Origin of the sequence: Prauserella sediminis, assembly GCF_014195435.1 — a bacterium.
Classification (GTDB): domain Bacteria; phylum Actinomycetota; class Actinomycetes; order Mycobacteriales; family Pseudonocardiaceae; genus Prauserella; species Prauserella salsuginis.
Window position 1 is genome coordinate 3,027,077 of the sequence record NZ_JACIBS010000001.1, and the last position, 17,276, is coordinate 3,044,352.

16 protein-coding genes are annotated in these 17,276 nt (G+C 71.0%); 14 read left to right on the forward strand and 2 right to left on the reverse strand.

Annotation, left to right across the window (positions count from 1 at the left end; translation table 11 throughout):
* Positions 1-78 precede the first annotated feature (78 nt).
* From mshB to FB384_RS13820, 3 genes are read left to right on the forward strand one after another with little or no spacing between them, the layout of a single operon-like run.
* Positions 79-945 (forward strand): N-acetyl-1-D-myo-inositol-2-amino-2-deoxy-alpha-D-glucopyranoside deacetylase, encoded by an 867-nt coding sequence (gene mshB / locus FB384_RS13810; RefSeq protein ID WP_323985229.1) that lies wholly within the window; start codon positions 79-81, stop codon positions 943-945.
* Positions 942-1,406 carry a hypothetical protein gene (locus FB384_RS13815; RefSeq protein WP_372497766.1) on the forward strand — a complete coding sequence of 155 codons (465 nt, stop codon included), beginning with the start codon at positions 942-944 and terminating at the stop codon, positions 1,404-1,406. Before mshB ends, FB384_RS13815 begins: the two co-directional genes overlap by 4 nt.
* Before the next feature lie 8 nt (positions 1,407-1,414).
* Entirely contained in the window at positions 1,415-2,233 is an 819-nt protein-coding gene (locus FB384_RS13820; protein WP_183783276.1) for a hypothetical protein, read from the forward strand.
* Between the two features lie 187 nt (positions 2,234-2,420).
* Here FB384_RS13820 and FB384_RS13825 read toward each other — a convergent pair whose 3' ends face one another.
* Positions 2,421-3,203, reverse strand: a complete 783-nt coding sequence (locus FB384_RS13825; RefSeq protein ID WP_183783278.1) for a site-2 protease family protein — start codon at positions 3,201-3,203, stop codon at positions 2,421-2,423.
* A 377-nt stretch (positions 3,204-3,580) separates the two neighbouring features.
* On the opposite strand from FB384_RS13825, the gene FB384_RS13830 reads away from it, so the two are divergent.
* Together FB384_RS13830 and FB384_RS13835 are read left to right on the forward strand one after the other, a co-directional pair.
* The gene (locus FB384_RS13830; RefSeq protein WP_253855919.1) at positions 3,581-3,904 is read left to right on the forward strand and encodes a WhiB family transcriptional regulator; all 324 of its coding nucleotides are present in this window, start codon (positions 3,581-3,583) and stop codon (positions 3,902-3,904) included.
* Positions 3,905-4,107: 203 nt separating this feature from the next.
* The gene (locus FB384_RS13835) at positions 4,108-6,459 is read left to right on the forward strand and encodes a hypothetical protein (RefSeq protein ID WP_323985230.1); all 2,352 of its coding nucleotides are present in this window, start codon (positions 4,108-4,110) and stop codon (positions 6,457-6,459) included.
* Between the two features lie 12 nt (positions 6,460-6,471).
* Here FB384_RS13835 and FB384_RS13840 read toward each other — a convergent pair whose 3' ends face one another.
* Positions 6,472-6,906 carry a metallopeptidase family protein gene (locus tag FB384_RS13840; protein WP_183783280.1) on the reverse strand — a complete coding sequence of 145 codons (435 nt, stop codon included), beginning with the start codon at positions 6,904-6,906 and terminating at the stop codon, positions 6,472-6,474.
* 455 nt (positions 6,907-7,361) lie between these two features.
* Between FB384_RS13840 and FB384_RS13845 the strand changes: the two genes are divergently transcribed.
* The 9 genes from FB384_RS13845 (at position 7,362) to FB384_RS13885 (ending at position 16,986) form a co-directional block, all read left to right on the forward strand.
* Positions 7,362-7,754 (forward strand): DUF3499 domain-containing protein, encoded by a 393-nt coding sequence (locus tag FB384_RS13845; protein ID WP_183783282.1) that lies wholly within the window; start codon positions 7,362-7,364, stop codon positions 7,752-7,754.
* 212 nt (positions 7,755-7,966) lie between these two features.
* Entirely contained in the window at positions 7,967-9,319 is a 1,353-nt protein-coding gene (locus FB384_RS13850; protein ID WP_183783284.1) for a phosphomannomutase/phosphoglucomutase, read from the forward strand.
* Between the two features lie 88 nt (positions 9,320-9,407).
* Positions 9,408-9,665: a Trm112 family protein gene (locus FB384_RS13855; protein ID WP_183783286.1), complete on the forward strand. Its 258-nt coding sequence runs from the start codon at positions 9,408-9,410 to the stop codon at positions 9,663-9,665.
* Positions 9,658-10,752, forward strand: coding sequence for a hypothetical protein (locus FB384_RS13860; protein WP_183783288.1), 1,095 nt, complete (start codon positions 9,658-9,660; stop codon positions 10,750-10,752). The genes FB384_RS13855 and FB384_RS13860 overlap by 8 nt, the downstream gene beginning before the upstream one ends.
* A 43-nt stretch (positions 10,753-10,795) precedes the next feature.
* On the forward strand, positions 10,796-12,031 hold the full coding sequence (gene manA / locus FB384_RS13865; protein ID WP_183785516.1) for a mannose-6-phosphate isomerase, class I: 1,236 nt from the start codon (positions 10,796-10,798) through the stop codon (positions 12,029-12,031).
* Positions 12,032-12,134: 103 nt separating this feature from the next.
* Complete coding sequence (locus FB384_RS13870; protein ID WP_183783290.1) at positions 12,135-13,049, forward strand: cation diffusion facilitator family transporter; 915 nt, start codon at positions 12,135-12,137, stop codon at positions 13,047-13,049.
* A 381-nt stretch (positions 13,050-13,430) separates the two neighbouring features.
* Complete coding sequence (locus FB384_RS13875) at positions 13,431-14,210, forward strand: hypothetical protein (protein ID WP_183783292.1); 780 nt, start codon at positions 13,431-13,433, stop codon at positions 14,208-14,210.
* A gap of 228 nt (positions 14,211-14,438) precedes the next feature.
* Positions 14,439-15,953 (forward strand): amino acid permease, encoded by a 1,515-nt coding sequence (locus FB384_RS13880; protein ID WP_183783294.1) that lies wholly within the window; start codon positions 14,439-14,441, stop codon positions 15,951-15,953.
* Between the two features lie 154 nt (positions 15,954-16,107).
* The gene (locus FB384_RS13885; protein WP_183783296.1) at positions 16,108-16,986 is read left to right on the forward strand and encodes a hypothetical protein; all 879 of its coding nucleotides are present in this window, start codon (positions 16,108-16,110) and stop codon (positions 16,984-16,986) included.
* The last annotated feature ends 290 nt before the right edge of the window (positions 16,987-17,276 follow it).

A 17,276-nucleotide genomic window follows, 5' to 3' on the forward strand; every position in this document is an offset into this window, starting at 1 on the left:
CGGTGGTCGTGGACGTGGCCGCGAGGATAGTCGACATGGGCCGTTCGAGGGACGGGCCGAAGGAACTAATGTTGAGCTGTGATCTCGGACGATGAGCGCGGGACCGACCGGCAGCGCGGGACCGACGGGCGCAGGGTCGTGCTGGTGCATGCGCATCCGGACGACGAGAGCATCACGACGGGCGGCACGATCGCCCGCTACGCGGCCGAGGGGGCACATGTGACCGTGGTCACGTGCACGCTCGGTGAGGAGGGCGAGATCATTCCGCCCGCCCTGAGCGAACTCGGCGCGTGGGCGGGCGACCAGCTGGGCGGATACCGCAGTGCGGAGCTCGCCGCTGCGGGACGGGCCCTGGGCTGGACCGCCCACCGCTACCTCGGCGGCATGGGCCGTTGGCGCGATTCGGGGATGGCGGGCACGCCGTCGGCGGAGCATCCGCGCGCGTTCGTCGTCGGCGACCTCGACCAGCAGGCCGAACAGCTGACGGCGATCCTCGACGAGCTGCGGCCCCAGGTCGTCGTCACCTACGACAGCCACGGCGGGTACGGCCATCCGGACCACATCCGTGCCCACGAGATCACCATGGCGGCGGCGCCGCGGGCAGCGTCGGTGCAGCGGGTGTTCCACACGGTGTCCTCGCGCAGGGCGGTGACCGACGGCCTGGCCGCCCTGCGCGCCGCGGGCGACGTCGGGTTCCGGGTGCCCGCCGACGACGAGCTGCCGACGACTCCGGACGAGGCAGTCACGACGGTGGTCGACATCCGCGCGCACCGGTGGCGCAAGTTCGCCGCGCTCGCCGCCCACGAGACGCAGGTCGACGTCGGGCCGGACTGTTTCGCCCTGTCCAACGGCATCGCCCAGCCGGTTCCCGGGGCCGAGCACTTCGTGCTGGCCCACGGCCCGGCCGAGGGTGCGGAAACCGATCTGTTCGGAGGGCTGCGGTGAGTGCCGAGCGGCCGCGGATGGCCACGGCTGCGTGGCTCGTCCTGCTCTCGGTCGACGCTGTGCTGCTGGCGCTGCTGGAACTGTTCTTCCTGCCGATCCGGCTCGACGGAACCCTGCTGCCGCGTTTCGGCGACGTGCCGTTCCCGATCGTGGTGGTGCTCGCTGCCCTGACGACGCCGTGGCTGGTGGCTGCGGCGAGCAGGCTCGGTGAGCGCAGGTTGGGCATGGTGCCGCTCGGGGTGTGGGTACTGACGGTGTTGGTGGTGGGCATCGCGGGCCCCGGCGACGACCATGTGCTCGTCGCGGACCTGCGTACGCTGCTGCTGCTCGCCTGCGGGGCGCTTCCCGCGGCGCTCGTGCTCGGCGGTGTCCTTGGCCGCGCGGCACGGGACGCGAACCGGCGGAAGTCGTCGGTGCAGGAGAAGCGCACCGGGCCGAGCCCGACACCGACACGGAGGTAGACGCGGACATGGCCGAGCACATCACCGACGCCTACGTGGTCAGCGTGCTGCGTCCCTACGTGCGTGCCACGGGGCCGCTCGTGGACGCCCTGCGGGAGAAGGACCCGTTCTCGGTGCTGGCGCGTGAAGCCGAGGACCCGGTGATCGACGAGCCGCGGGTGCGCGACCGGCTGCTGCACGGGCTCAACGCCATGAAACTGCCGGGCACCGCCGCGTGGACGGACATGGACACCGAGGCGCGCACGAAGTGGTGGACGGGCCGGGTGGGCCGGTTCACCTCGTTGCTCGCGGCCGTCCCCGGAATCGCGGGCGCGGTGTCGGACCTGTTGCCGGTGCAGGACACCATCGGCGCGGCGGGTCAGGGCCTGCTGCTGTGTGCGCTCGCAGGCGAACGCGGCCACACGGATGTGGCCACGCGGGTGCGACTGATCGCCTGGGTGCTGTTCGAACGGGACATCCCGGCCGAGCTCGCCGAGGGCAGGAACGCCGACCGTGACGCCGAGGACGCCGAGACCGAGCGCCTCACCGAGGAACTCGACGGCGAACGCTCCGCGCGTGGCAAGGCTTCGCTGAAGACGGTGGCCCGCACGCTGTGGCACCTCGGCCGGTCCCTGCAGGAGATCCCGGACGAACTGGAGAAACGGCCGAGCGGGCGCTTCTACCACAAGGCGTTCGGGCTGCTGCCCGGTATCGGCATGGCCGCCGACTATCTGGGTGAGCGGTCCGGCCTCAAGCGGGTCGCGAAGCGGGCGGACAAGTGGTTCGCCGCCCATCCGGCCCCGGCCCCGGCCGCAGGCCGTGGTGACGTGCCACCCGGCCGCGACTGACACGCCGGGATCGACACGCTCGGATCGACACAACGGAACCGACACAACGGAACCGACACAACGGAACCGAGGCACCGGGACCGGTGTACCGGAACCGGTGTACCGGGACCGGTGTACCGGGACCGGTGTACCGGCGGGATGCAGCCGGCAGCGAGCCTGGGCTCCGTTGCGGCGGGGTTGCGGTGGGTCAGCGCCAGAACATGAACGCCAGCTGGCCGAGCTGTGCGGCGATGTCGCTGCCGCCGACCGCGCCGAAGATGGCGCCCGTGACGTCCCACAGCGCGGCGCTCACTCCGGGCACGGCGATGATGAAGGCGAACAGCACCAGCGGAGCCCATGGTCGGGCCTTCGCACCGAACTCCCGCGCCTGCGGCGACAGGTACGGCTCGATCGCGCCGTAGCCGTCAAGTCCCGGCACGGGAAGGATGTTCAGCACGAACGCGAGAATCTGCACCGAGGCCAGGTAGGACAGGCCGATCATGAGTCCGGCGGGCAGCGGGGCGAGCACGACGACGAGCGTCAGCAGAATGCCGAGGGCGAGGTTGCTCAGCGGACCCGCGAGCGACACCCACGACGACACCTTGCGCGAGCGCAGCGCCCACCGGTTGATCCACACCGCGCCGCCGGGCAGCGGGATACCGCCGATGGCGAGGATGATCAGCGGCAGCACCAGCGACAGCACCGGATCGGTGTACCGGCGGATGTCCATCGACAGGTAGCCCTTGAGTGCGACCTCCCTGTCACCGCCGCGGTAGGCCACGATCGCGTGACCGAACTCGTGCAGTGTCAGTGACACCGCCCAGCCGCCGAGGACGAGTACGACGACGCCGAGCGTGCCGACGACGTCGCGGTCGACCCCGTCGAGGCCGACCGACAGCGGCGGGAACAGTGCGCAGAGCACGCCGCCCACGGCTGTAGTGGCGAGCAGGGCGTAGAAGAGCGGGCTGGGCCGGACCACCGAACGTTGCACGTGCCCATCCTCGCGCATCGGGTGCATGGCCGGTGTAAGTGGCGGGGGCGGCTGCGACCGGTGGTCCGGTCCACACGTCCGCCGATCGGTGCGGCCGGGTCGACGGAGGCTCGTTCACCGTGGTGGGATCGGTTGCGGAACCAGGTGTGAGATCGGCGTGTGGTTCGCTCGGCGTGTCCGCTTGCAAAACCGCCGCGATCTATCCCCCATCCTCGCTACTCCGCTTGACCTCGCCGCACTACACAGGTGTAATCACATTGATGTCATTCGCTGCCGAAGGGGGGCAGTGCAGGGCAGGTTCGCACTGCGAACCGGTCTGACGGGCTCAGGGGACGAACACCGCCAGCCTGGGAGTGCGTGAAAGCGAGGAGGCGGACGTGCGGTTGGACATGACGGGAACCGAGCGGGGGCGGCCGGTGGACCGGGCGGCTCAGGCGGACGGCGAATTCGAGGCTCTCGCGGAGCTGCTCGACGTCACCGAAGAGCAGGAGTGGCAGGAACGCGCTCTCTGCGCGCAGACCGACCCGGAGGCGTTCTTCCCCGAGAAGGGCGGTTCTACACGCGAGGCCAAGCGGATCTGCCAGGGCTGCGAGGTCAAGGACGACTGCCTCGAATACGCGCTGGCGCACGACGAACGCTTCGGTATCTGGGGCGGACTGTCCGAACGGGAGCGCCGCAAGCTGAAGAAGCGCGCCGTCTGACGGTCCGCGCGACTCACTCGTACGGGCAGGCGTAACGTGCGCACGCGAGTGCGCGCGAGGGGAGAGTCCGAGGCGGGTGCCTGCGACGTTCACACGCTGACGCTGCGACGGGTGATCCGCTTGTAGGTCATCCGTCGCGGTCGGTGATTCCCCGCGCTGGTGATCCTCCCGCGCTGGTAATCCTCGAGCCCCGGAGTGACTCAGTGCCCCGAACATCGCAGTCCGGCCCTGCCGAATCCGACGGCCCCGGCGCAGGCCAAGACGAAGCCGATTCGGCCGCAACCACCGGTGTGGACGACGTGGCCGGTTCGGACGAGGCGGCTACGGACTCGGTGCCGCCCGACGTGACCGCTGACGGGGACGAGCAGGCTGACGGGGACGAGCAGGCTGACGGAGACGAGCAGGCAGGCGCGGACGAACCGGTGGGCGCCGACGAACCGGTGGGCGCCGACGAACCGGTGGGCGCGGACGAGGCCGCCGACGAGGAACCGCCGGACGTGACGGCCGGTTCGGACCACGCCGACGACCCGGACGAGACACCGGAATCGGCCGGGACACGGCAACCGGACGAGGCACGGCCGTCGGACGACTCCGTGCCACAGGCCCGGCCGGACACGCGGCAGGACGGGCCCGCGTGGCGACGATTCCTGATCGCACCCCCGACCGTGCTGGCCGGATCGCTCGCGGTGCTGTCCCTGCTGCTCCACGGAATCGTCGGGGACCGCCTCGGGTTCGATCTCGCAGGCGGCGCGCTGCTGCCCGTCGGCGACCTCGGCGCCGTGTGGTCGGCCTATCTCGACGCGTGGCACGGGGTAGCGGGCGGCACGACGAGCGCCGGCTCGCCCGCGCTGGCCGTCCTGGGGGCTGCGGGCGCGGTGCTCGGCGGCCCGGCCGTGGCCGTGTCGCTGCTTCTGCTGCTCGATCTTCCCGCCTCGGCGCTCGTCGCCTACGCGGCGACGCGGCGCCTCACCACGCGGCGGTGGGCGCGTGCGGGCGCGGCCGCCGCCTACGCGCTGGCTCCGGCTGCGGTCGACGCGGTCGCGTCCGGGCGGATCGGTGTGGTGGTCGTCCACATCGCGTTGCCCGCGGTCGTCGCCGGCATCGCGTCGCTGCTGACCAGCAACGACGTGCGCAGACTGCCGCTCGGCGCGTGGTGCGGGCTGGGCATGACGTTGATCGGGGTGTTCTCCCCGATCAGTTACGGCATGGTGCTGTTGGGGCTGGTCGTCGCGTTCGTGACGTTGCCCGTCCCGGGAGGCCGGTCCTGGCAGGGGCTGCCCGCGCTGACCATGGTGGTGTTGCTGCCGCTCGCGCTCGCCCTGCCGTGGCTGCCCACGCTCGTCAGGCATCCGGAGTTGCTGTTGCACGGGCTCACGGGCCCCGCCGACGCGGCATCCGCGGTGGGCCTGGTCGGGTTGCATCCGTCGGGCGGCGTGCCCCTCGGGCTCGTACTGGTGGTCGTCGCCGTGGTCGCGGTCGTGGTCGCGGCGTCCGTGCGGATGGCCGCGGGGGCGATGCTCGTGGTGATCGGCTGCGCGGGCGCGGCCGTGACGCAGCTCGTGCGGGCCGAACCGGTCACGGGCGGTGACGCCATGCCGGGATACGCCGGGGCGCCGCTGGTGATCGTCACTGCCGGGCTCGTCGCCGTCGTGCTCGGCGGCCGGCTCGGCGCGGGTGCCCGTGCGGGTGCCGGTGCGCCGAGGACCGCGGTGCTCGGCGGCTCGGCCGTCACGCTGGCCGTGCTCGCGACGGCCGCGTTGCTCGGAGGTGCAGGCGAGGTGCGCACGGGCGGCGGTGTCCGCCTGCCCGCGGCGCTCGATGACGAGCTCGACGACAGTGGACGTGGCGTCCTGGTGCTCGGCCACGACGGGCCGGGCGGGTCGGCGCCGGACCGGTTGACGGCCGGGCGCACCCCAGGGTTCGGCGACGACGCACTGTCTCCCGTCGGGGGCATGGCCGAGCGGCTCGAAGGCTGGCGCAACGGGCTACTCGGCGGCTCCCGCGACGCCGTGACGAACGCCGCCGCGGCCGGTGTCGAGTTCGTCGTGCTGCCGCCCGGCGAGAACGGCGACGCGCTGCGCAGCGACGCGAGCGATCTCGTGCGTTCCGCACCTTCGGCGTCCGACGGCCGCGCGGTTCTGCGCCTGACCCCCGAGGCGGGCCAGGTCACGCTCGTGTCCCCGGAACAGGCTCATCGTGCGGTCAGTGGAAGCGCCCCGAACGACGAGCTCATGCGCGGTTCGGCGATCGCGCCGGTGGACGCGCGCCTGCCCGACGCGCGTGTCCGCGTCTCCGAAGGGCCGGACGGCAGGCTCCTGGTCCTGGCCGCGGAGTACGAACCGGGGTGGAGCGCCACGGTGGACGGCGAGCCGGTGCCGATCACGCCCGCGTGGGGGCACCAGGTGTCGGTGGCGGTACCGGAGTCGGAATCGGAGGTCGTGGTGCGCTACACCGCGCCGTGGCACTCGGTGTTCCTGCTCGTCAGCGTGGCCGCGCTGCTGTTCGCGGCGCTCACGGCGGTTCCGGGGAGGGCGCGGACGTCCCGCGGCCGGTGATGCGGTGGCGGGTCAGTGGCCGCCGTCGATAATGTCCGGCTCCACCCCGATGTAGGCGGCGATCTGTTCGACCAGCACGTCGTGCACCAGATCGGCCAGGTCGGAGGGGTCCTGGGCGCGCGCTTCGAGCGGCCTGCGGTAGAGCACGATGCGCGCGCGGGTCGGCAGACCGGAACGGTCGACCCCCGCCGGGACCAGCCGCGACAACGGCACGGCCCCGTCGTGCAGCACCCCTTCGTCGACGGTGCCCGGCGGGCCGTCCTTGACCTCCGGGACGTCGTCGACAGCGACGTCGAGCTTGGTCAGCTCGCTGCGCCAGCGACCTTCGATGGGTTCGAGTGCGTCCAGCACCAGCGAGTCGAACCGCTCGGCGGGACTCGACGCGGCGGGCAGGCTGGCCGGATACAGCGGGCCGCGGAGGCCCCGCCCGTGGCGGTCGCGTCGCATGCGCCGTCGAAACCGTGCACCTCGAGCCGTCGTCACCGGGCCAAGGGTACCTATCCGCCCACCCCGACCGCACCAACCTTCCCGGCGACCCACTCGGCAGGACCACCTATCGGGATTGCCGAAGCCTGTACGCGTCCACCGCACGCGATTGGCACTGCCGGGATGGGCGGTGGTGGGCGACCGGTGGGCGCCTACTGCTGGGTGGCTGTATGCCGTCGCAGGGATGGCCTGGGTCCGTACTCGACCACTGCACGGGGGCGGCACTGCCGGGATGGGCGGTGGCGGGCGACGGGTGGGCGCCAACCACTGGTGTCTGTATGCCGTCGCAGGGACTGCCCGGGTCCGTAACTGACTACTGCACGGGGCGGCACCGGCGCGATGGGTGGTGGTGGGCGACGGGCGGGCGGGCGTGTCAGCTACCCCTCTTGCGGGAGGAAGGGCTATCGTGATCAACCGTGCGGAGCGTACGGAAGTGTTCGCGGACGGGCTGTCATGAGCCCGCCGTCGCTACGCTGACCTACGCCTACGGCGACTCGACGGCCGTGGTGGGTCCGCTCGCGACCTCGTCCGAGCCGCACTCCTACGACCTGTGCGAGGCGCACGCGATGCGGTTGACCGTGCCGCGAGGCTGGGAGGTCGTGCGGCACGAGGGTGACTTCTCACCGCCGGAGCCGACGGTCGACGAGTTGACTGCGCTGGCCGAGGCCGTACGGGAGGCAGGCCGTCCGGAGCCGGTCGAGCAGCCGGCCGCGGTGACGGACCGTTCCGGGGAGTCGGGCGCGATGGGCACGACGGGTACGGAATCGGGCAGGCGCGGACATCTGCGCGTTCTCCCCGGGCACGCCTGACCCGCCTGGCCGTTTGCGCGATGCCGGTGGTGCCGGCTGCGAGGGCGCGCGCCGACGTCGGCTTCGGGTGATCCCGTCACCGGCGGAGCACGCTCCGTGATTCCGGCCGCGTGGCGTCACCGCTCCGTTGGGTTGATCGGGCGAATGGGTAGGCTCCGGGGCGAGATTTCAGGCTCTGGGGAGTCACCAATCGGATGATCTGGGAGTGAGGCGTGTCAGACCTGTCGGCCATCGTGAAGGCCTACGACATTCGTGGCGTCGTCGGTGACCAGCTGGATGCAGGCCTGGTGCGGGACTTCGGTGCCGCGTTCGCCCTGCTCATCAAGCCCGACTCGCCGTCGGTGGTCATCGGGCACGACATGCGTGATTCGTCGCCGGAACTGGCGTCCGCCTTCGCGGACGGGGTGACGTCGCAGGGTCTCGATGTCGTGTCGATCGGCCTGGCCAGCACCGACGAGCTGTACTTCGCCTCGGGCAAGCTGGGTATGCCCGGTGCGATGTTCACCGCGAGCCACAACCCGGCGGAGTACAACGGCATCAAGCTCTGCCGGTCCGGCGCCGCTCCGGTCGGCCAGGACACCGGTCTGGCGGAGATCCGCGACACGGTCGAGCACGGTGTGCCCGAGTTCGCGGGCCAGGCGGGTGAGATCACCGAGCGTGACGTGCTGTCCGAGTACGCCGAGTACCTGCGGTCACTCGTGGACCTGACGGGGATCCGCCCGTTGAAGGTGGTCGTCGACGCGGGCAACGGCATGGGTGGCCACACGGTGCCCACCGTTTTCGACGGACTGCCCATCGAGGTCACGGCGATGTACTTCGAGCTCGACGGCACGTTCCCGAACCACGAGGCCAACCCGCTCGACCCGAAGAACCTCGTCGACCTGCAGGCGAAGGTCCGGGAGACCGGTGCGGACGTCGGCCTGGCCTTCGACGGCGACGCCGACCGCTGTTTCGTGATCGACGAGAACGGCGACCCGGTGTCGCCGTCGGCGGTCACGGCGCTCGTGGCGACCCGGGAACTGGCCAAGGAGCCGGGCGGGGTCGTCATCCACAACCTGATCACGTCGAAGGCCGTGCCGGAGATCGTCGCCGAGCAGGGCGGCACGGCGATCCGCACGCGCGTGGGCCACTCGTTCATCAAGGCCGAGATGGCGCGTACGGGCGCGGTGTTCGGTGGCGAGCACTCGGCGCACTACTACTTCCGCGACTTCTGGCGTGCTGACACGGGCATGCTGGCTGCGCTGCACGTGCTCGCCGCGCTGGGTGAGCAGCCGGGCACGCTGTCGGAACTGACCGCGCGGTTCTCGCGGTACGCCGCCTCCGGCGAGATCAATTCCACGGTCGAGGACCAGGCAGGCCGGCTCGCCGCGGTGAAGAAGACCTACGAGGGCCGCAGCGGTGCGTCGGTGGACGAGCTGGACGGGCTGACGGTCGACTTCGGCGACCGCTGGTTCAACCTCCGTGCGTCCAACACCGAGCCGCTGCTGCGGTTGAACGTCGAGGCGCCCGACGAGGAGGCCGTGGCGGCGCTGACCGACGAGGTACTGGCCATCGTCCGTGCCTGAGCGGTCCGCGGCGGAAACCCGACCGGCCGCGGACGAACAGTTTTCGACTGCCCTCCGAGAGGAGGGCCAACCGTGGTAAATAGGAAAAATGGCCGTCACTCTCGATCCGCAACTGCTCGACATTCTCGCGTGCCCGTCGGCGGACCACGCCCCGCTGACGGCCGGCACGCCGGATGACCCTGCCGCCGACGTGCTGACCTGCACGTCCTGCGGCAGGCAGTACCCCGTGCGGGACGGCATTCCGGTGCTGTTGCTCGACGAGGCCGTCGGCGGCGATCCGGCCGCCGACCCCGCCGGCGCGGGCGATTCGCCGGCCGGCGGCGATTCCGGGGCCGGCAGTGCTTGACGACACGCTGCTCGACGACCCGCGCCGGCTCGACGACGCCGACACCGGTGGTGTGTTGCGCGCGGCAGCGATGGCCGGCGCGCAGGTGCGGTCGACGATCGAAGCCGCGACGGAGCTGGAGCTGGCCGAACGGCTGGACATCGGGCGGCCCCGGTCGCTGGTGATCATCGTGCGGCCGGGTGCTGGCCACGGCGCGGCGCAGCTGCTCACGGCCCTGCTCGCGCCCGCCTGCCCGGTGCCGACGGTGGTGACCGACACGGTGCCGCCGTGGATCGGGGCGCTCGACGTCGTGCTGGCCCACACCGACGACCCGTACGACCGCGATCTCGCGGCGTCGCTCGAGCGTGCCGCCCGCTACGGCGCGACCGTGGTGCTGTCGGCTCCGCCGGAGGGCCCCGTCGCGTCCGCCGTCGCGGGCCGAGGCCTGGTGCTGTCACCTCGGGTCGTCGGACCGCCCGAGTTGGCGTTCCCGCGTGCGCTGACCACGGGCCTGCTCACGGCGGGTGCGCTCGGCCTGCTGGTGTCCGACGTCGACGGCCTCGCGGACCGGCTGGACAACGAGGCGGCCCGCGGGCATCTCGAGCACGAGTCGTTCGTGAACCCGGCGAAGTCGTTGGCGCTGCGCCTCGCCGACCGGACGCCGCTGCTGTGGGGGCTCGACCACGCGGGCGTGGCCGTCGGGCAACACGCCGCGTACGCGCTCGGGGCGCACGCGGCGGTCGTCGCGGACGTGTCCGATTACCGCCAGGCGCTCGCGCGGCCCGCGTTGCACGCGCTGGCCGCGCGCGGGGGCAACGAGCGGGACATCTTCGCCGACCCGGATCTCGACGAGGGGAGCGGTGCCGCGCCACCCCGGGCACTGCTGTTGTCGGTGCGCAGCGGCCCCGCGACCGATGAGGCGCGATTCCGGGTGGGTGAGACCCTGCCCGCCGCGGACGTGCTCGCACCGGCGGAAGAGCTGGCCGAGGCCGACGACGTCGCGTGCGCAGCCGTGCTGGCGTTGCGATTCGAGTTCGCCGCGGTGTACCTGGGGCTCGCGGCTGGAACCATCGGGGGAGCCGGCCGCGTCGCGCCGCTGTCACTGTGACGGTGGCACGGCCGGGCGAGGCCGGCGAGGAGTGGAGTTGACCGTGGAGCTGCTGCAGGGCGCGGTGCGGGCATATGCGTGGGGGTCCCGCACGACGATTCCGGAGCTGCTGGGCCGCCCTGTTCCGTCTCCGCATCCGGAGGCGGAACTGTGGTACGGCGCTCATCCCGGCGACCCGGCGCGCGTACGGCGGGCCGACGGCTCCGAGGTCAGTCTGCTGGAGATCGTCGACGCCGATCCGCACGGCCAGCTCGGCACCCTGTGCGCCGACCGGTGGGACGGCAGGTTGCCCTTCCTGTTGAAGATCCTCGCGGCGGAGGAGCCGCTGTCGATGCAGGCACACCCGTCGGCGGAACAGGCGGCGGAGGGCTACGCACGGGAGGAGGCTGCGGGCATCCCGCGGGACGCGGCGAACCGCAACTATCCCGATCCGACGGCGAAGCCGGAGCTGGTGTGCGCGCTCACGGAGTTCCACGCGCTCGCGGGGTTCCGCGATCCGTATCGGACCGTGCGGCTGCTGCGCGAGATCGAGACGCCCGGCCTGGCCCACTACGTCGAACTGCTGGCCGGGCAGCCGGATCCGGACGGATTGCGCGCGTTGTTCACGACGTGGATCACGTTGCCGCAGTCGGCGCTCGACGAGCTGCTTCCCGAGGTGCTCGACGCCTGCGTGCGGCACGTCAGGGAAGGCGGCGAGTTCGCCGTCGAATGCCGCACCGTGCTGCAGCTCGGCGAGGCGCATCCGCGTGATGCGGGTGTGCTGGCTGCGCTGCTGCTCAACCGCGTGACGCTGCGTTCGGGCGAGGCGCTGTACCTGCCCGCGGGGAATCTGCACCTCTACCTGTACGGCACGGCCATCGAGATCCTCGCCAACTCCGACAACATCCTGCGCTGCGGGCTGACGCCCAAACACGTCGACGTGCCCGAACTGCTGCGGGTGGTCGATTTCCAGTGCGGTGACATGCCGGTGCTGACCGGCGAGCCCGACGGCTCGGCCGCGGTGTACCGAACCGGGACGCCGGAGTTCCAGCTGTCGCGGGTCGACTGGGACTCCGTGGACCGGCGCGAGGTGGAGCTCGACGGTTCCGGGCCGGAGATCCTGCTCTGCACCGCGGGCGAGGTGCTGCTCTACGACGACGAGGGGACGAAGGTCGAGTTGCGGCGCGGTGAGTCCGTGTGGCGGCCCGCCTCGGACCCGGCGGTACGGGTGCGGGCCGTGGGCGAGGAGGTCGCGCAGCTCTTCCGCGCCACTTCGGGAACCTCATTGCGCGGGCATTAACGCCCCTTTACTCACCGTGTTCGCTTGGTCACCCTGACGGATGCCTTGCCGGCCGCGGACTCTAGGCTTCCGCCGTCACGTCGAGAACGCCGGAGGTTGAACTGTGGCGGCAACTGGGGGAACGAAGGCGATCCTGGCGGCGCTGGTCGCGAACGCCGGTATCGCGGTGGCGAAGTTCGTCGGTTTCGTGATCACGGGTTCGTCGTCGATGCTCGCCGAATCGGTGCATTCGGTGGCCGATACGTCGAACCAGGGATTGCTGCTGCTCGGCCAGCGGACCGCCAAGCGGAAGGCGACCAGCGAACATCCCTTCGGATACGGACGGGACCGGTACTTCTACTCGTTCATCGTCGCGCTGATGCTGTTCACCCTGGGTGCCGCGTTCGCGCTGTACGAGGGCGTGCACAAGGTGCAGCACCCCGAGGAGCTGAGTTCGCCACTCGTCGCCGTCGTCATCCTCGTCGTCGCCATCGCACTCGAGACCTACAGCTTTGCCATGGCGATCAAGGAGTCGAAGGCGATCAAGGGTGACCGCAGCTGGTGGGGGTTCGTCCGCCAGTCGAAGACGCCCGAGTTGCCGGTGGTGCTGCTCGAGGACGCGGGCGCCCTGTTCGGCCTGGTGTTCGCGCTGATCGGGGTCGGACTGTCGGTCGTCACGGGTGATCCGGTGTGGGACGGCATCGGCACGCTGATGATCGGTGTGCTGCTCGGCATCATCGCGATCACGTTGATCATCGAGATGAAGAGCCTGCTCATCGGTGAGGGCTCCGGCGAGGAGGAGCTGGACACCATCGTCGGTGAGCTCACGGTGGGTGAGGTCGAGCGGGTCATCCACATCCGTACGCAGTACATCGGCCCGGACGAACTCCTGATCGCGGCCAAGCTCGCGATGCGGCGGGGGATGGCGCTGACAGAGGTGGCTGCGGCGATCGACGACGCCGAACGTCGCGTCCGCGACGCCGTCCCCACGGCGCGGTTGATCTATCTCGAGCCGGACCTGGACCGCACGCCCGCATAGACGCCGGTGCTCTGCAGGGCACGGTGCAGAGCAGGATTCGTCGAGGCCCGGGTTGTCCAGGGCCGGTTCCTGACGGGCGGGTTCCGGTACGTCACGGCGCTCGACGACGCCGGGAACCGTCCGCCGTTGCGGCGAGGCGCCGACCAATCGCCCGAATGTCACAGTGAGTGATATATCTGCTGTTGCTCTGCGGGAAAGTCGATCCTTCGTGGGAAGGCTGTGACTCGATTAGATTACCGATTCGGCCCGAAGTGATCACTTTGGTCGTGATCGTCTAGGGAGTATCACCCGGTCGGGTCTAGGGTCCGGGCGGTCATCTGCCCGTTGTGGATGTTTTGTCCCCCCGTGTTCCCCCGCGTCCGATCCCCCAGGAGTCTCCTGATGTCTGTTGGTCCGCGTTTCCGCCTGCGCGCGCTCGTCACCTCGGCGATGGCGCTGGGCGTGCTGGCCGGTTCGATGCCGCTCGCCGCGGCGCACGACAAACCGGAAAAGGATCCCCGAGCCGTGGCCGTCGACGGCAACGTCGACGAAGGTATGAAACGCGCCTGTGAGCAGGCCGGATTCGACGGCGAGCCGATCGACAAGGCCGACGTCGGTTTCACCGGCGGTCCGGCGGAGACGTTCCTGACGATCACCGAGGTGCCGGCCGGCGTGGAGGTCACCGGAATCCTCGTGAAGGGCGGCCCCGCCTACAACCTTTACGAACCGGGTGAGCGGGGGCTGCCGCAGGATCCTGCGTGGGAGAAGCTGCGGTCCCCGCTGAACAACGGCGGGAAGATCGCGGCGATCAGCCACTGGTTCCTCTGCGGCACGGGCGTCCCGACGGAGACGACGACACCGCCCGGGTCGACGCCGCCGCCGGACACGACCACCCCGCCCGAGTCGACGACGCCTTCCGAGTCGACCACCCCGCCGGAGACGACCACGACCGGTACGGACACGACATCGCCGGAACCGGATTCGACCGGTCCGTCGTCCACGACCTCGAACGCGGGCGCGGCGACCACGACCTCGCAACCCGCCGTCGCGCCCGCCGGCGACACCGACGACCTGGCCTCGACCGGCTTCGGCGCGGGCTGGCTGCTCGGCCTGGGTGCCCTGCTGCTCGCCGGGGGCGGTGCGCTGGTGACGCTCACCCGCAAACGGCGCACGACCTCCTGACGGACCCCTCATCGGCGCCTCCCGGCCCTGCGGCTCGGCGCGGCCGGGAGGCGGTGTCGTCATCGGAAGGCGACCGTTCCCTGCGAGCCCACCCGTGGGGATATCCTCACCGGGTTGGTTGCTGTGAGGCCAGCGACTTGCCGGAGCGTTCCATGCCGGAACACGCTCGGGCGGCGAGTGCGTGGCCGATCAGCCTGCGGCCCAGGCGAGGCAGGAGGCAGTGGCATCGTGGCCGGTAACGGGATCTGGCGCACCAAGTCCGTAGAGCGGTCGATTGCGGACACCGACGAGCCGGGGACTCGGCTGCGCCGCAACCTCAGCGCGTGGGACCTGACGGTCTTCGGCATCACGGTCATGGTCGGCGCCGGTATCTTCACGCTCACCGCCCGCACCGCGGGTGATCTGGCAGGCCCTTCGGTGGCGGTCGCATTCGTGCTCGCCGGAATCGCATGTGGTCTCGCCGCCCTGTGCTACGCGGAGTTCGCCTCGACGGTGCCGGTGGCGGGCAGTGCCTACACGTTCTCGTACGCCACGTTCGGCGAATTCCTCGCGTGGATCATAGGCTGGGACCTCGTACTCGAGTTCTCGGTCGCGGCGGCTGCGGTGTCCAAGGGCTGGTCGGTCTACCTCGAAGAACTGCTGACCTCGATCTTTGGCATGAACGTCGCCACGACGATCGAGATCGGCGGCATCAGCGCCGACTGGGGTTCGCTGCTGCTCGTGGTCACGTTGGCGGTACTGCTGACGCTGGGGACGAAGCTGTCGTCGCGGTTCAGCATGGTGGTCACCGCGATCAAGGTCCTGATCATCCTGTTCGTGATCGCGCTGGGCATCGCCTACATCACGCCGGACAACTACACCCCGTTCATCCCGCCCGCGGCCGAGGGCGAGGATGCGGGCGGCGGCATCGAGCAGTCGCTGTTCTCGCTGCTGGCAGGTGGTTCCGGCAGTGTCTACGGTGGATTCGGCCTGCTGGCCGGTGCGTCGCTGGTGTTCTTCGCCTTCCTCGGGTTCGACATCGTCGCCACGACCGCGGAGGAGACGCGCAACCCGCAGCGGGACGTGCCGCGCGGCATCCTCGGTTCGCTGGCGATCGTCACGGTGTTGTACGTGGCGACCTCGCTGGTGATCGCCGGGATGGTGCCGTACAACGAGCTGTCGACCGCCGCCGAACCCGAGGGCCGCAAGACGCTCGCGACGGCGTTCACCCACCACGGCGTCGACTGGGCCGCACACATCGTGTCGATCGGTGCCGTCGTCGGCCTGATCACCGTGGTCATGGTGTTGCTGCTCGGTCAGCAGCGCGTGCTGTTCGCCATGTCGCGCGACGGGTTGCTGCCACGCGGACTGGCCAAGACCGGGCAACGCGGCACGCCGGTGCGGGTGAACGTGCTCGTGACCGTCGTGGTCGGTGTCGCGGCGACGTTCTTCGACGCGAGCCAGCTCGAAGAGATGGTCAACGTCGGCACGTTGTTCGCGTTCATGCTGGTGTCGGCGGGCGTGATGATGATGCGCAAGAAGCGGCCCGAGCTGCCGCGCGGCTTCCGGGTGCCGTGGGTGCCGGTGATTCCGATCCTGGCGATCGGCGTCTGCCTGTGGTTGATGCTGAACCTGACGGTGCTGACGTGGCTGCGGTTCGTGCTGTGGATGGCGCTGGGCGTGGTGATCTACTTCGTTTACGGGCGGCGGCGTTCGGTCCTGGCGCGGGAGTCCAAGGAGGCTTCGACCGACTCGGCCGGTTGAGGCACTGAGTTGCATCACCCGGTGTAGGTGCAACGTACGAAAGATGGTCCCGACACCACTCGTACGCGGGTAAAGTTCCGCCCCGGCACATCACTGCCCGTCACTGCGGGTGGCGTGATGGATCGACCTGCCGCCGGACCGTACGGAGTGCCTCATGCGCGTGACCCGTTCGTTCGCCCTGGCCGTCGTGACCGGTGCGGCCGTGTTCGGTTCCGCGGGCGTCGCTGGTGCCGGTCAGGATGCCGGGCATCCTCGCGGTGACGGCGGCGTGATCGTGCGGGGTCTTGACGATCTCGGCCCGGTCGATCCCGGCGAGGGCCCCGGTGAGCCCGCCGGCGGGAAGGGCGATCGTGGCGACGGCGACGACGACCGCGGCGGCGGTAAGGGTGGTCACGAGCGCCGCGGCGGCGATAACGACCGGCCGCTGTGTGAAGACGAACGGATGCACCGCGGCGAGCTGGCAGTCGACCCCGATCGTTCCCGTCGCGGTCAGGTGTTCGATCGGGAGACGGCGGACTGGGACCTCGGCGACGGTGGTCCGGGCGGCACGCAGGGGTGGTTCAACCACTGGAAACACTGCGTCGAAACGCCGCCCGCACCTGAGAATCCCGGGCAGCCGCCGAAATCCGAGCCCGACGCCGATGTGCACGCCGACCCCGACCGTGGCGGCACCGGTGACGACGGCGCGGAGTCCGAAGCCGGGCCCGGCACCGAGCACACGGCGCAGCCCGAGTCGAGCGTGGACGGTGCGCCCGCGGAGCCGCCGGGGCAACCGACCGCCGACCGGCAACCGCAGGATCCGGCCGGGGAGGAGTCGGAGAAGCACCTCCCGTCGTCCGCCGCGCCTGCGCCCTCGGTGCAGCGGGCGGACGCGGATTCCGACGCTGGTTCCGACGACGGCGCTGCCGCGGCGGGCGCTGGTTCCGACGACGGCGGAATGGGTTTCGGCGGCGGACTGCTGCTGATCGGCGGCGGCGGTCTGCTGGCGGCTGCCGCAGCGGCCGTCCTCGCCGTCCGCACCCGCCGCGCCTGAGACGGCCGCGCCTGAGACACAACCGGGCTGGTGTGCCCGGGCGGGTCCCGTGTATCCAGCACGGCCGATCGCCGGTCACGGCGCCGCGGGCACTCGCACACGCCGGCCCCGGCGGCATCCGGGGCCGCCATTGCCGCGCGTTCGCCCCGTGGGGCCGTAGCAGCCGGACGGCTGATCGTCGCGCACGAGGTGCCGCAGCGTGCCGCACCGAACGTCGCAGGTGAGGTGCTGCGCCCTGCCCGCAGCGCGGCCGCGGCGTGGACGGCCGCGCGCGGCCTCCGGTGCACGTC

Excerpts from the sequence above, each read along its gene's own strand:
- FB384_RS13820 (WP_183783276.1), top strand. The coding sequence starts at position 1,415 with ATGGCCGAGCACATCACCGACGCCTACGTGGTCAGCGTGCTGCGTCCC.
- FB384_RS13840 (WP_183783280.1), bottom strand. The coding sequence starts at position 6,906 with ATGCGACGCGACCGCCACGGGCGGGGCCTCCGCGGCCCGCTGTATCCG.
- FB384_RS13855 (WP_183783286.1), top strand. The coding sequence starts at position 9,408 with ATGGCCGTCACTCTCGATCCGCAACTGCTCGACATTCTCGCGTGCCCG.
- FB384_RS13875 (WP_183783292.1), top strand. The coding sequence starts at position 13,431 with ATGTCTGTTGGTCCGCGTTTCCGCCTGCGCGCGCTCGTCACCTCGGCG.
- FB384_RS13885 (WP_183783296.1), top strand. The coding sequence starts at position 16,108 with ATGCGCGTGACCCGTTCGTTCGCCCTGGCCGTCGTGACCGGTGCGGCC.